Below are 13,891 nucleotides of genomic sequence, written 5' to 3'. Positions count from 1 at the left end.
TTGGCGAGAGAGCCACTTAATCACTCATAATAAAAATGTTGGAGGTTGCCCATTTAAGATAGAGGACGGGCTTCCTCACTAGAAACTTAATTTCCTCGTTACCAGAAAGAGTATCGTAACGAGGAAACAAGCAATAAAAACCGGAAAAACGCTACTACAAACCAGAAAACTCTCTAGGTTCCGGCAGTTCGGTATAGTTAAGCCAATACTCGCTAAAACTCTGCATCATTTCCAATAAAGAAGCAAACCCGACTGGTTTAACCAAATAAGAATTCACCCCTAAATCGTAAGCGCGCTTGACATCAAATGTTTGCCGAGAAGAAGTAAGCATAACCACCGGCAAGCGTTTTAGTTCCGGCTGCTGCCTCAGCCAAACCAGAACTTCGTGGCCGGATCGTCTGGGCAATTTCAAATCTAGTAAAATTATCGCAGGTAAAGGATAGCGATCGCGATCGCTGTATTCTCCGTCCCCATTTAAATAAAAAACCGCTGCATCTCCATCTCGGACAATTTGCAGCGAAGTATTAGCAAAAGTCTCATTGCGAAATGCCCGCTGCATCAACAAAATATCAACGGGGTTATCTTCCACCAACAAAATCGTCTGCGTTTGGGTCATGCTTCCTCAGTTGTATCCAAAATCGACTGCCTTGTCCTAATTGAGATTCCACTCCAACTTGACCGCCCATGCGATCGACTCCTTTTTTTACAATAGCTAATCCTATACCAGTTCCGGGGTAAGATTCGATACCGTGCAGCCGTTCAAAAACCCGAAAAATGCGTTTTTGATGTTCCGCAGCAATACCGATGCCGTTGTCTTCTACCCAAAGACGGATGAGGCCGACTGGCAATAGAGGGCTGGCCATAAGTAATTGGGAATGTTCCCACTGTCCCACAGTTTGCCTTTCCAATTCTCCCGCTAGATCCCTGTCTGTCTCTCCCTCTTGAGGCAGCTCAAGTTCCTCGGCCCATATATGCACTTGGGGTGGTGCGCCTTCCACAAATTTTATAGCATTGGTGAGCAGATTGGCGATTACTTGAACTAAAGTAACGCGGTGGGCAATTACCGCAGGCAAGGGTGATTGAACACTGATTTGAGCGTGCCTGGATTTAGCGTCAGCTTTTACCATAGCAATTGCCTCGGCCACAACTGATTCTAAGTCTAAAACTTGCAGCGATAAATCAGTGCGGCTGAGGCGGCTGTAAGCTAGCAAATCTTGGATTAATTCTTCTAGTTGTTGCCCCGAATTAACAATTTGCTGGGCGTATTCTTGACCAAGTTCGTCGAGGATGTCACGGTAATCTTCTAATAAAGCTTCAGCTAATCCCTGCATTCCCCGCAGAGGAGCACGCAAATCGTGAGCAACGGTATAGGCGAAAGCTTCTAATTCTTCGTTAGCTGCTTGAAGTTGATTGGTGCGGAGTTCCACGCGCCTTTCTAAGGTAGCGTTGAGCATCCGAATTTCCGCTTCTGCTTGTTTGCGTGCAGTTATGTCAATGGCGGTACTAATTACTAAACTTCTGCCGTCGGAAAGCTTGCCTAGAGGTGCGGAATAAAACTCCCAAATTCGACTTTCGCCACTGGCTGTGGCAATCATATATTCGCCTTCAGAAATGCGCCCGTTTAATTGGTGCAGCCGATCGATATCTGCTTGCACTAGCGACTTGCGGCTGTGGTAAGCTTTTTCTGTCCAATCTTCAATTGTGGAAATTTCTGAGTATTCGTAGCCTGAGAGTTCAGTCCAAGCGCAGTTAATTTGCAAAACTTGTCCGTTTTCAGCGTGCAGCATAATTGGCAGCGGTGCGTTGAGAATGGCGAGGCGGAAACGTTCTTCGGTTAATTGTAGGGAGTGGCGATCGTGTTCTAGCTGTTCTAAGAGTTGATTTTGCTTGATTTCGGCATTGTCGCGCAAAGTTTGATCGCGCTTCACCAAATAGTAAACCACTACCATCAACAGGAAATTTACTAAAGCAGCAACGGTAAAAGTCAGGATTGTCAAAGTAGCGCTCGTTTGAGATTGTCGGGCGCGCTGCTGCAATAGCTGAGTTTCTTCCGCAGTCATGGCGGCTATCTGTTGCCGAATGCCGCGCATGATTTGCTTTCCCCTACCAGATTTTACTTCCCGCAGGGCTGCTTCTAAGTTTTGTTGGCGTCGCAGATTGATGCTTCCTTCAAGTTCGGCTAATTTAGAGTCGATCGCAATTTTCAAGTCGCGAATGCGCTGTTGGTGCCGATTATTGTCAGCGGTTAACTGCTGCAATCCAACTACTTGTTGGTTGATGCGGGCGATCGCGCTGTGATACGGTTCTAAATAACGTTCTTCTCCTGTCAGTAAATAACCGCGCTGTCCGGTTTCAGCATCTTTTAAGGTGGAAAGCGTGGCTTCGAGTTCGGTTAAAACTTTGTGAGTGTGGCTCACCCAGCGTTCGTTTTCGACTAACTTAAGAGTATTGCGGTAGGAAGTTGCCGCATTTAAAATTAGCAGCGCCACGGCCATTCCGATACCTGCGGTGATTTGGCGAGTCAGCGATTGTTTCATGAAATACTCGGCACGCGAGTCCTGCTTTTTCTTTTATTTTAGCTGGATTAAGACTACCCGAATTTTTGGTGCGGTCAAAGACGGCGACTAAAGCCTATAAATAAATTTTAGGCTTAAATGTGCGATCGATCTTGTTCCTAGTTTAGCCTAGCTCCTCCTCGCATCCCCCTTAAGTCACAGATGCAATCAATCGATCTCTTGGGTTTTGTGATTCAGGCAGACACCAGACAATCTCGGATAGCCTGCAAAGCTTAATTCGCCTTTTTTTGTATCGAGTTTTGTATCGTTCGTGTTTCTTGGGCAGTTTCAAATTGCGGCGCAAAGAAAAGAGTTTTTACCTATTGACTAAAGTTGATTTTTGGGGTATATTTTAAATAATGGGAGTGGTGACATAAATTTCAATTTTGCCACTATTCCCATTATTAAATAATACATTATCAAAATAGCCAAGTCAAGCTTTTTACCCAAAAAAAAAGGGCGAATTTTTAATATTTTATTAAACAAATAATCGGTTGTAGGCAGGGAGAAATTCACAGAGGGGATGACGCGGGTGAATATTATCAGAAATCAGAAATGCGAGCGATCGGGTAATTGGGGAGAATTAATGTGTTGAAATTAGTTTAACATCAGAATTATATCTTTTTGCGATCGAGACGCTCGATCGCACTCGCAAAGAGAGACTCGCCCTGCACTGAGAAAATTATGATTCCGAGTGCAGTGCCGAAACAATATAATTAGACAATCGCCGCCGCTGCTTTCATCGCGAAAATGCGATCGATCGCATCTTCAACAACCTTATCCGGCGTAGAAGCACCCGAAGTCACGCCCACTACAATTTTACCATCCGGTAGCCAACCTTCAGTTACGATCAAATCTCCCCCCAAAGGCTTGTGTTCGATCCGATTTCCCGGTAAAATGCGCTCCGCACAATCAATGTGATAAGAAGGAACAGTTTTGTCGATCGCAATTTCCTGCAAATGCGTAGTATTAGAAGAATTAAAACCCCCAATCACCAGCATCAAATCCAACTTTTCCTCAACCAAACTCAACATAGCATCTTGCCGTTCCTGAGTCGCATCGCAGATAGTATTAAAACTCAGAAAATGCTCGCTCAAATTCTCCGGCCCGAACTTTCGCATCATTGTTTTTTCAAACAACTTGCCAATATTCTCTGTCTCAGTTTTGAGCATAGTAGTTTGGTTGGCAATCCCCACCATTTCTAAATCCCGATCCGGGTCAAAGCCAGCAGAACAAGCCTTACTAAACTTAGCAAGAAACTCAGCGCGATCGCCCCCATGCAAGATATAATTGCTGACATATTTAGCTTCTTGCCAATTCAACACAATCAAATACTTATCAGCAAAAGAACTCGTTGCCACAGTTTCCTCATGCTTGTACTGACCGTGAATAATCGAAGTATAATCCTTCTTTTTGTGCTTTTCAACAGTATTCCAAACCTTAGAAACCCAAGGACAAGTAGTATCAACAATCTTGCAACCCTTATCATTGAGCAACTGCATTTCTTGAACACTCGCTCCAAAAGCAGGTAAAATTACCACATCGCCACTATCGACAACAGAAAAATTTTTCTGCCCATTCTCAACAGCAATAAAACCAACTTCCATATCCCGCAAATGCTGATTGACAGACGGATTATGAATAATCTCATTAGTAATCCAAATCCGTTCGGTTGGGAAATGCTGGCGAGTCTCGTAAGCAATAGCTACAGCGCGTTCCACCCCCCAGCAAAAGCCAAAAGCCTGAGCCAGCCGGATCGTAACTGCGCCGCGTTCCAGTCTGTAATTATTGTCGCGAATTTGCTGGATCAGACTGCTTTGATAAGCCGTCTGCATTACCCCAGCTACCTCAGCTTCGTGTCCGAAACCCTTGCGGTGGTAGTTTTCAGACTGTTGGAGCGATCGTTTAAAAGCTTTAGTATCCATGCGGTATCGATTTGAAATCTAGGTTAATTACCTTTGATTTTAGAATGCCGGGGGTGCGATCGGGCTTATTGGCTCAGTAGCGAAGAGGGGATATGCTATTTATACGATCGACACATGAGAGGGAAGAAGGAATGAACCGCGAAGACGCGAAGGACGCGTTCGGCGAAGCCGTTCCCGAAGGGTAGGAAGAAGAAAGAAGAATGAGACAATTGGGCGAACAGCTAGAACAGTTGGCTTATAGAGTGATTGGGGCGGCTATTGAGGTGCATCGGCTTTTGGGGCCAGGATTTTTAGAATCAGTGTATCAGGAATCCTTAGAAGTTGAATTTCGGATGCGGGGGATAGCTTGTCACCCTAAAAAGCCTGTAGCAATCACCTACAAAGGTTATCCAGTTGGCGAAGGTCAATTAGACTTTCTGGTTGGCGATATCCTCATTGTCGAATTAAAAGCTGTCGAAAAGCTAGCTCCCATCCATGAAGCCCAAGTTATCTCCTATCTTAAAATGACCAAAAACACCCTAGGCCTTCTGATCAACTTCAACGTTCCGATCCTCAAAGAAGGCATCAAACGCATAATTCTCTCATCTTAACCCTTCTTCCTCTTCCTTCGCGCTCTTTGCGTCTTCGCGGTTCGTTAAAAAAAGCTCAAAAAAAAGCGCCAAAAGACGGAAGAAGCAATGAACCGCGAAGACGCGAAGGACACGAAGAAAGAAGAAAGAAGAATGAGACACTTTCCTTCGCGCCTTCGCGGTTCGTTAAAAAAAAAACTTAAAAAAAGCAGAGAGACCCAGATAGCTGAGTCTCTGCACGATCGAACTTATTCAAATAATCAGCTTCAAATCTTCTTCGGCGCAAAAGGAGAACTGGATTCAAACGAACTGAAACCGCCGGCAAAATCCTCACCGTAAGCTTCTTCCCCGTGCAGGTCAATATCCAAACCTTTGTCTTCAGCAGATGATGGCACTCGCAATTCCATAAACTGTTCCAAAATTTTCAGGATCACAAAAGTGCCGACACCCGCAAATACGTAAGTAGCTAGAACGCCTATCAACTGAGTGCCGATTTGCCCTGGATTCCCGGCAAACAGCCCATCATTTCCGGCAGCGTTCACCGCTTTAGTCGCAAACACACCAGTCAGAATCACGCCCACAGTTCCGCCGACGCCGTGAAGCGGGAAGGTATCCAAAGAGTCGTCAAATCCCAGCTTAGCGCGCCAGCTAATGGCAAAGAAGCAACAAACCGAAGTGATCGATCCGATCAAAAGCGCTCCCACTGGCAGCACGAATCCAGCCGCAGGTGTGATGCCCACCAATCCCGCGAGGAAACCGCTAGCAATTCCCACTGCTGTCGGTTTGCCTCTGAGCACCCATTCGACAATTGTCCAAGTTAAACCGCCGGCTGCTGTTGAAATCATCGTTGTGACAAAAGCCACTGTTGCTAAAGAACCAGATCCAAAAGCACTACCACCGTTGAAGCCAAACCAGCCGAACCACAGCAGCGCAATTCCCAACAAAACGTAGGGTACGTTGTGGGGGGTGTGGGGCTTCTTCAAGTGGTCTTTGCGGGGCCCGATTACCCAAGCAGCGACAACCGCAGAAACACCGCAACTGATGTGTACGACTGTGCCGCCGGCAAAGTCTAAAGCTCCGATCGCCTCCAGCCAGCCTCTACCCCAAACCCAGTGAGCTAAAGGAGAGTAGATGAAGGTAGACCACACCAGCACGAACCAGAAATAGGTTTTAAATGTTACCCGTTCGACGATCGCCCCGGAAATCAAGGCTGGAGTGATGATGGCGAACATCATCTGGTAAACCATGAAGACTTGGTGGGGTATTGTCGGTGCGTAGCCGATCGGATCTGGTGTGTCCGCCGTGACCTTCTTCAAGAACATCCAGTCGAAGCCGCCGATGAAGCTTTCGATCCCTTTACCAAACCCTTCGGATACTGGAGTGGAAACGTTAAAAGCCAAACTATAACCCCACAGCGTCCAGGTGACGCCGATCAGTCCCATCATGATTAAGCTCATCATCATGGTGTTGAGGACGTTGCGCGATCGCACCAGTCCCCCGTAGAAAAACGCCAGCCCTGGTGTCATCAGCAATACCAGTGCTGATGACACCAACATCCAGGCGGTATCGCCGGTGTCGATCGGATTCGCCACCACAGCAGCAGCAGTACCAGCAGCATCTTGAGCTAAGGCATTGTCCGTTAGCGGCACGCTTAACAGCCACAGCGCGATGATGCCGATCATTAAACTTTTTTTGATCACGTTAGTTGTACCTTCTCATACTCAGCAATTTTCCGGGAAGACCCAGCCGATTTTAGATGCGAGGATTTTAGATGCAATAGTTATTTGGTTTTAAGTCCGTGTTTTAGCGGAACAAATCTTCAATAGATAATTCCCCAATCCTCAACCTCCCGACTTCTTATAGCCGGACCCATCTAAATTTGTCAACTATCAATCCAATGGTCTGTGCCTTTTGGATTCCACCATTTGTACAAACAGTTATTCTGTATCACCCTATACTAAATAGCTAACTATCATATTTCTTAATGTATCACTCGCTACTTGACATAGCCAGTGACAACAGAGTAATCGGAGAGGGGGAGTTGAGGATAGGGCGGGAGTTTTGAGTTGGGGAGAGTGGGAGGAGGAGAGGGGGAGAGTTGGGGAGAATGTTACTTTATCGTGGATCTTTCTAACTAATGACTCATAACTAATGACTCATAACTAATGACTCATGACTCATTTTTCAACTGCATCTGATCGAATAGTTGTAGGGCCGATCGCCAAACCAGATAACCTTGATCGTTAAGGTGCAAGCCGTCTGTGCTGAGTTCAGTTGGCAAATTGCCGTCAGCATCCGAAAACAGTGGGTGCAAATCCAGATACAAAACATTTTCCGAACTAGCAATTTCTTTCAGCCGTCGATTTATTGCCCTAATCCGACTGTTAGGAATCGCCAACAGCCGATCGCGATTTTCCCAAGTAGCTTGTTCCCCGCTGTGGGGCAAAATCGACTGAACCACAACTTGTGCTTTGGGGTGAGCCCACCGCAAATCACGAATAATCTGTCGCTGGTTGTCCAAAATCCCTTCGTCGCTGGCCCCCCGCAACAAATCGTTAATCCCAATCATCACAAACACCGTATCCGGGGCAGTTCTATCGAACAACTGCAACCGCTTCAGCAAACCCAGGGAAGTCTCCCCCGAAATCCCTTGATTGAGCCAAATTCGATCGACTGGTAACAGCTTGGTCGGAAACCACATACTGAGAGAATCCCCAGCCAAAACACTTAGTCTTGAGGGTCGATTCGCCGCCGCCGCCTCAGCTTCGCGACCCAACTGCGTCACCCACTGCTGGTAAGTCCATTTATGTCGCGGCCCGGGAACCGGCACGTCTAGCACTGCCTTTGCAGAGATCGCCGGTTGGCCAATTTGTTCCTGGGCCGCTTCTGCCGTCACCGCATCATTCGCCTGGAAGCTTTCTGTCAAGTTGTTTCCCCGCAGCAGTAGTTGAGCGACTGTAACTATCAGTACCCCGTTAGTCACCACAGATAGCAAAGCCCAAACCGGAACAGTTTTTGATCGGCTAACTTCCATCCCTAAGAGAGATTTATGAGTTCTACTTCTGCTACCTCCTCCAAACTTCTCCATAAACTCAAGCTATTTGCAGGCTTCACACCGAATAATTTGCACTGATTGCTGCATCAAATTTTACCGCTCAATTAAAGCCTCAATTCTTGTAAGAATCAAGCACTGTGCTGTATTGGGCGCGACGGCGATGCAGAACTTTGCTTTTTCGCACTACTTTACCATAAAAAATCTGCCTACCATACTTTCTGGCACCGCAATCGGATTTGTCCAACCAGCAGACCCGGACAAAAATATATCTAAAACTTACCGAAATTACCCATTTCTGATGCTAAAATCCAAAAATGAAAAAATTAACTATAACTGAAGCAGCCAAACTTAAAGGTGTGAGCGCTTCCACCTTGCGAAGATGGGAAGCCGAAGGCAAGCTAATACCCGAACGCACCGCTAATGGTCACAGACGCTATGACCTAGCTCATCTTCTCGGCTTAAAACCCAACGGCGCTTTAACCATTGCTTACGCTCGGGTTAGCAGTCACAACCAAAAAGATGATTTAGACAGACAAAAACAAGTTTTGGAATTGTTTTGTGCATCTCAGGGGTGGCAATTCCAAATCATTGATGATGTAGGTTCTGGGGTTAATTACAGTAAGCGGGGTTTACAACATCTAATTCGGGCGATCGCAGATAATCAAGTAGAAAGGTTGGTATTAACTCACAAAGACAGACTGCTGAGATTTGGTTCTGAACTAATTTTTAATTTGTGCGAACACTTTGGGACAGAGGTAGTGATTATAAATCAAACCGAAAATACTAGCTGTGACGAGGATTTAGCTAAAGATATACGAGAAATAATCACTGTTGTCTCCGCCCGCCTTGATGGCAGCAGGAATCCCAAGAATAAGCGAGTCGTTGAAGAACTTAAAGCAATTGCCGGTAAACTCTAATCAATACACCAGTTGTCAACGCTCGTCAGTTACAGCTTCTCAATTCCCATTTCCCCATTACCAATTAACAATGATCGGCGCCGACTCATGCAATCGAAAACTGCTATATGTACGCCATTAAAAGTAAGCTAAAAATAAAATTATGCCCGCGTTCGCATCGAAGATTGAAACGCGAGCACAACGATAGACAGCCATAAGTTAGCGGCTATTTCAGATTGTGGTTTTTCGGAATAAAGGCGTGAATTAGCTGATAAATAGCTAATCTAGGAGACGAAAGCTGAATTGGTCAATCTCTTCGCACGCTCTACAGTTTGGTCGTCTTTCCTCCAGAACCCCCACCATAACCGCCGTAGCTGGTCTCACTTCGGTTGTCCAAGCTCGTTTCCTTCACAAATCCCGTGTAAGCTTCCATCCCGTGTTCGCCGATATCCAAACCTTCAGCCTCCTCTAAAGCAGAAACGCGGATACCCAGCAAAGCTTTGAGTGCCAGCCAAAAAATCGTACTCAGCAGCACGGTCATCCCACCTACAGAGATAATGCCGACCAACTGCGGCAAGAGTTGATCGAAACCTCCGCCCACAAGCAATCCGGCCTTGGGGCCTGCGGTATAAAGTCCCGTTCCAGGCCCGTCAGCAAACAGACCCACTGCCAGAGTTCCCCAGATGCCACAGACTAAGTGAACTGAAGTTGCGCCTACAGGGTCATCAATTTTCAAGTTGTCGAAGAAAGTTACGGCGAAAACTACCAGGATGCCGGCGATTATGCCGATAATGGCAGAGTTTGGCACGTTGATCCAAGCACAGCTAGCTGTTACGCCGACTAAGCCAGCGAGGATACCGTTGATAATCATCGAAAGGTCGGGTTTGCCCAGGTACAGCCAAGCTGTAATCGTTGCAGCAACTCCCCCGAAGGCACCGGCAGTGTTGGTGGTGATCGCAATGTGGGCGATCGCATTTGGATCGACTGCCATTGTCGAACCGGGATTAAACCCGAACCAACCCAACCACAAAATCAAACAGCCCAGGGTGGCAATGCTCATATTGTGTCCCGGCATCGCCACAGTATCGCCGTCGCGGTACTTACCCAGCCGCGGCCCCAAAAATGCCGCTCCCATCAAAGCAGCCCAACCGCCTACCGAGTGAATCACTGTCGAACCGGCAAAATCGTAGAAGCCTGCGTCTGCCAGCCAGCCGCCGCCCCAAATCCAGTGTCCGGTAATTGGGTAAGCAATGCCTACTAGCAGCAAGCTGAAAATTAAGAATTCAAGGAATTTAATTCGCTCTGCAACGGCTCCAGAAACGATCGTGGCAGCAGTTCCCGCAAAAACTAATTGGAAAAAGAATTTAGCGTTGAGGGGCACTCCCGTCCAGTTAAGCGAGTCGAAAATGCCTTGATAAGCGTCTCCTGTGGCGGGGCTGTTGTCAGCTACGTTCCACAGGAAAAATCCGCCGCTGCTGCCGATAAAACCGTTGCCGTCGCTGAACATTAAGCCAAAGCCGATCGCCCAATATGCGATCGTAGCAAGCGCAAAAACAATCAAGTTTTTGGACAACACGTTAACCGCATTTTTCTGACGGCAAAAACCGGTTTCCAACATACCGAAACCGGCGTTCATAAAGAACACGAGCATCCCCGCCACCATGACCCACATCGTATCCAGCCCCACCTTAAGGCTTGCTAATTGTTCCTCGGTGGTTGGCGCGGGAGCTGTTTGGGCTACCGCGGCATATCCCCACACCAAGAAGATGATTGCAGCTAAAGGTATGCAGGCTTGCCAACTTGGAGTGAGGCGGGCGATCGCCCGTGTTAACTTCTTCAACCTGTTGACTTTCGTAAAAAATTTAGCTGCTGGCAAATTTAAAGCCTCCCGCCTGACTTGTTTCGACTTTTTCTTTCCGACAGTCATTTTAATCACTTTTACCCTCTTTACGGCTAGTAAGCTCAGCAATATTCGGAAAACTTTCCAATCTTACTACAAAAGTTTATGGATTATTTGTTGAGATTGAGATAGTTATGATAGCCTAGCTCTTCTAGTTGATTTTGTTTTTTCAGTACAGATTCGGACAAAGTTTTGCGGTAATGCAAAACTCGCTCTAGCAATTCTGGCTGATGAGCTGCCAGTATCTGAACTGCCAGCAAGCCAGCATTCTTAGCGTTGCCGATCCCCACTGTTGCTACGGGTATCCCGGCTGGCATTTGCACGATCGAGTACAGCGAATCAACCCCTTGCAGGTGGCGGCTTGGTACCGGCACGCCAATTACTGGCAAGGGCGTTAAAGATGCTACCATACCCGGCAGGTGCGCCGCTCCCCCGGCTCCTGCGATAATGACTTTCAAGCCTCGTTGGTGGGCGGTTTGGGCGTATTCCACCATGTGCTCAGGGGTGCGGTGCGCCGAAACGATCGCCACTGAGCAAGCAACACTGAATTCTTCGCAAACTGCGATCGCATCTTTCATGGTGGGCAAATCCGAATCGCTACCCATGATAATTCCAACTGTCGCTTGATTCATAAAATTTTCAGATTTGAGATTTCAGATAAATGCTAATTTTAAATGATTGCGTTAACTCAAATTTAGATATTTTGTACCAAAACTGACCCTTAAAAGCAATTTTGCCACCAGCCCCCGTCTGAGCAGCCCTGGAGCCAGCAAAAAGCAAAAAGCTCCCCCTCCTCATCGACAGCCACCGGATTTATCCGTAGCGAATATTAAATCTCAAATCTAAAATCTCAAATCTAAAATCGGATGACTGAAGCCACAACCCCAACTGCCGCCCCCACAGATATTCTCAATGTTCGCCTCCCCGGTTGCAAGGATTTGCAGATGCTTGCTGTTGACGAAACGGGCATCATTCAAGAAGTTTGGCCAATGGACGCCGTATTTAAACGGATTTGTCCTCCCCATTTGCAAGTGCTTGATGTAGGAGGCGATTGGCTTTCTCTAGGCGGTGTTGACTTGCAGATTAACGGGGCACTCGGTTTTGCTTTTCCCGATTTAGAAAACGAGAATATTGAAATTTTGCCGAAGATTTGTCAATTTTTGTGGAATCAGGGAGTCGATGCTTTTTTGCCGACTTTGGTGACAACTTCGCTGGATAAGTTTAGGCGTTCGCTCTCGACTATAGCTAATTATATCCGCACTGTACAAACCGCTGCTCCCGCAACAATTAAACCTAAAACAGCCGAAATTATCGGTGTTCACCTCGAAGGCCCTTTTCTCAACCCCCAGAAGCGAGGAGCTCACCCAGTTGAGTTTTTGTTACCGCTAACTATAGAAAATGTCAAGCAAGTTTTAGGAGATTGTGCCGATATTGTCAAAATAATTACTTTAGCCCCAGAGTTAGACAGCACTGGCCAAGTCATTTCCTATTTGCAAAGTTTGGGAATTTCCGTGAGTCTCGGACACTCACAAGCGACGGCAGAACAAGCACAGCAAGCATTTGAGCGGGGAGCTTCAATGGTAACTCACGCTTTTAATGCGATGCCGAGTTTGCACCACCGAGAACCGGGTTTGTTGGGAGCGGCGATGGTTTATCCGGGGGTAAAATGCGGTTTAATTGCTGACGGTAAACACGTTTCTCCGACAATGATTGATTTTTTGCTACGCGCTGGTAGGTATCAAAAAGGCGTTTTTTTAGTAAGCGATGCTTTGGCTCCATTGGGTTTGCCTGACGGTGTTTATCCTTGGGATTCCCGACAAATTGAAGTCAGAAAAGGTACAGCTTGGGTAAGATTAGATTACCACTCGCCCCTGGAATCTGCTACTTTGGCGGGTACAACTCTGCCGCTGTTGGCGGGAGTGCAGAATTTGGTGGAGTGGGGAATTTGCGATGCCGAAAGTGCGATCGCCCTGGCAACTGAATCTCCGAGAAGGGCGATCGGAATTTCAGGAATTATTGGCAAATCGGCAACTCAATTATTGCGCTGGAATTTAAAGGCGGCGACAAAGGAATTGACTTGGCATCGGTTGTTTTAAGTGGTTCCATTTAGTTTCCATGCCATTAGTTTCTCGCGCAGTAGAGTTCGTAGTGAGGACGAATAGTCCTTATGCTAAGCGCTGCTAACAGCAATTCGGTGTTCTCGGCAAGTTCGATCGTAAATATGATTTAATTCCACAGCCAAGCAAATCTCGCCCTGCAGCCACAGCGGTAAAGCAGGAAGCGCGCAACCCACAGCCAGTTTTTCCTGCCAAATATCAAGGGATTGGTTGCCGTCTCGCTCGATCGCTCTATAAGCTGTAGCATAGAGTTCAGCGTCGAAGGGCGAAGCGCTTCCTCCCGCCAGACGGGCTAACAATTCATTGTGAAGATTAGCCTTCCTTCCCGTCACAACATCAACTATTACCAACCCAATTCCCTGGCGCAAATACGTCTCGCACTTAGAAACAAAAGCACCGCGATGAGTAGAACGATCTTTGTTGGCAGGACTTACTAATTCAATTGCACCGGCTAATACCGGGCCGGCTTCAGTGTTAAAAATACTGACTTGCACGGTTTCCGCCGCAGTTAGAAAAGGCACGCTTTGGGCTGGGGGTGACATCCAATTGTTTGGGAAATCTATTGGCAAACGAATTACCGTCTCTGGACAATCAAACTCCGGTAGAGGTTCCTCAAAAGCTGCTACATCAATTTCAATTCCAAACTGCACGTTGGGCTCGGCAAAGTAATTTGCGGGTAATTTGGCATTCAAATCGGATGCAATGTAAGTCGCCCAGGCGTTGTGAAAGGCGTGCCAGTGACGGCGAACCGACAGCGGCGGGCGGAAATGATCTTGTAGCACCATATTTTTTAAAGTTAGGGCTGATTAAAGTTATCACTCGAATGTGCGATCGGCTGCAACTCGGTTTTTATTGAATTACTTTCTCAATTCGG

At 46.9% G+C, this 13,891-nt stretch carries 11 protein-coding genes; 3 read left to right on the top strand and 8 right to left on the bottom strand.

The genetic code is table 11. From position 1 onward, the window contains the following. Window positions 1-154 precede the first annotated feature (154 nt). The 3 genes from QUA83_RS14790 to QUA83_RS14780 all read right to left on the bottom strand — a co-directional run bounded on the left by QUA83_RS14790 (window position 155) and on the right by QUA83_RS14780 (window position 4,480). Window positions 155-616 carry a response regulator gene (locus tag QUA83_RS14790; RefSeq protein WP_333293873.1) on the bottom strand — a complete coding sequence of 154 codons (462 nt, stop codon included), beginning with the start codon at window positions 614-616 and terminating at the stop codon, window positions 155-157. Further along, window positions 579-2,537 (bottom strand): CHASE3 domain-containing protein, encoded by a 1,959-nt coding sequence (locus tag QUA83_RS14785; RefSeq protein ID WP_333293872.1) that lies wholly within the window; start codon window positions 2,535-2,537, stop codon window positions 579-581. Before QUA83_RS14785 ends, QUA83_RS14790 begins: the two co-directional genes overlap by 38 nt. Before the next feature lie 734 nt (window positions 2,538-3,271). Further along, window positions 3,272-4,480, bottom strand: coding sequence for a 4-hydroxy-3-methylbut-2-enyl diphosphate reductase (locus QUA83_RS14780; protein WP_333293871.1), 1,209 nt, complete (start codon window positions 4,478-4,480; stop codon window positions 3,272-3,274). Window positions 4,481-4,680: 200 nt separating this feature from the next. On the opposite strand from QUA83_RS14780, the gene QUA83_RS14775 reads away from it, so the two are divergent. Beyond that, window positions 4,681-5,070: a GxxExxY protein gene (locus tag QUA83_RS14775; RefSeq protein WP_333230158.1), complete on the top strand. Its 390-nt coding sequence runs from the start codon at window positions 4,681-4,683 to the stop codon at window positions 5,068-5,070. A gap of 245 nt (window positions 5,071-5,315) precedes the next feature. On the opposite strand, the gene QUA83_RS14770 is transcribed toward QUA83_RS14775, so the two are convergent. Together QUA83_RS14770 and QUA83_RS14765 are read right to left on the bottom strand one after the other, a co-directional pair. After that, window positions 5,316-6,731, bottom strand: coding sequence for an ammonium transporter (locus QUA83_RS14770; RefSeq protein WP_333293870.1), 1,416 nt, complete (start codon window positions 6,729-6,731; stop codon window positions 5,316-5,318). A gap of 488 nt (window positions 6,732-7,219) precedes the next feature. Further along, on the bottom strand, window positions 7,220-8,137 hold the full coding sequence (locus QUA83_RS14765) for an SGNH/GDSL hydrolase family protein (RefSeq protein WP_333293869.1): 918 nt from the start codon (window positions 8,135-8,137) through the stop codon (window positions 7,220-7,222). 281 nt (window positions 8,138-8,418) lie between these two features. On the opposite strand from QUA83_RS14765, the gene QUA83_RS14760 reads away from it, so the two are divergent. Next, window positions 8,419-9,021 (top strand): IS607 family transposase, encoded by a 603-nt coding sequence (locus QUA83_RS14760; RefSeq protein ID WP_333293868.1) that lies wholly within the window; start codon window positions 8,419-8,421, stop codon window positions 9,019-9,021. 304 nt (window positions 9,022-9,325) lie between these two features. Here the strand turns inward: QUA83_RS14760 and QUA83_RS14755 are convergent, their stop codons facing one another. Beyond that, window positions 9,326-10,927, bottom strand: a complete 1,602-nt coding sequence (locus QUA83_RS14755; protein ID WP_333293867.1) for an ammonium transporter — start codon at window positions 10,925-10,927, stop codon at window positions 9,326-9,328. An 83-nt stretch (window positions 10,928-11,010) separates the two neighbouring features. Beyond that, a complete protein-coding gene (gene purE / locus QUA83_RS14750; RefSeq protein WP_333293866.1) occupies window positions 11,011-11,532 on the bottom strand; it encodes a 5-(carboxyamino)imidazole ribonucleotide mutase in 522 nt (173 codons plus the stop codon). Between the two features lie 234 nt (window positions 11,533-11,766). Here purE and nagA point away from each other — a divergent pair, with 234 nt between their 5' ends. Next, complete coding sequence (gene nagA / locus QUA83_RS14745) at window positions 11,767-12,996, top strand: N-acetylglucosamine-6-phosphate deacetylase (RefSeq protein WP_333293865.1); 1,230 nt, start codon at window positions 11,767-11,769, stop codon at window positions 12,994-12,996. Between the two features lie 74 nt (window positions 12,997-13,070). On the opposite strand, the gene QUA83_RS14740 is transcribed toward nagA, so the two are convergent. After that, complete coding sequence (locus tag QUA83_RS14740; protein WP_333293864.1) at window positions 13,071-13,802, bottom strand: DUF4058 family protein; 732 nt, start codon at window positions 13,800-13,802, stop codon at window positions 13,071-13,073. Window positions 13,803-13,891: the final 89 nt, after the last annotated feature.

Origin of the sequence: Microcoleus sp. K1-B1 (assembly GCF_036704705.1) — a bacterium.
Taxonomy (GTDB): Bacteria; Cyanobacteriota; Cyanobacteriia; order Cyanobacteriales; family Microcoleaceae; genus Microcoleus.
Note: the sequence above shows the minus strand (reverse complement) of the source record. Positions and strands in the feature narration are given on the sequence as shown.

Excerpts from the sequence above, each read along its gene's own strand:
- QUA83_RS14790 (WP_333293873.1), bottom strand. The coding sequence starts at position 616 with ATGACCCAAACGCAGACGATTTTGTTGGTGGAAGATAACCCCGTTGAT.
- QUA83_RS14785 (WP_333293872.1), bottom strand. The coding sequence starts at position 2,537 with ATGAAACAATCGCTGACTCGCCAAATCACCGCAGGTATCGGAATGGCC.
- QUA83_RS14780 (WP_333293871.1), bottom strand. The coding sequence starts at position 4,480 with ATGGATACTAAAGCTTTTAAACGATCGCTCCAACAGTCTGAAAACTAC.
- QUA83_RS14775 (WP_333230158.1), top strand. The coding sequence starts at position 4,681 with ATGAGACAATTGGGCGAACAGCTAGAACAGTTGGCTTATAGAGTGATT.
- QUA83_RS14770 (WP_333293870.1), bottom strand. The coding sequence starts at position 6,731 with ATGATCGGCATCATCGCGCTGTGGCTGTTAAGCGTGCCGCTAACGGAC.
- QUA83_RS14765 (WP_333293869.1), bottom strand. The coding sequence starts at position 8,137 with ATGGAGAAGTTTGGAGGAGGTAGCAGAAGTAGAACTCATAAATCTCTC.
- QUA83_RS14760 (WP_333293868.1), top strand. The coding sequence starts at position 8,419 with ATGAAAAAATTAACTATAACTGAAGCAGCCAAACTTAAAGGTGTGAGC.
- QUA83_RS14755 (WP_333293867.1), bottom strand. The coding sequence starts at position 10,927 with ATGACTGTCGGAAAGAAAAAGTCGAAACAAGTCAGGCGGGAGGCTTTA.
- purE (WP_333293866.1), bottom strand. The coding sequence starts at position 11,532 with ATGAATCAAGCGACAGTTGGAATTATCATGGGTAGCGATTCGGATTTG.
- nagA (WP_333293865.1), top strand. The coding sequence starts at position 11,767 with ATGACTGAAGCCACAACCCCAACTGCCGCCCCCACAGATATTCTCAAT.
- QUA83_RS14740 (WP_333293864.1), bottom strand. The coding sequence starts at position 13,802 with ATGGTGCTACAAGATCATTTCCGCCCGCCGCTGTCGGTTCGCCGTCAC.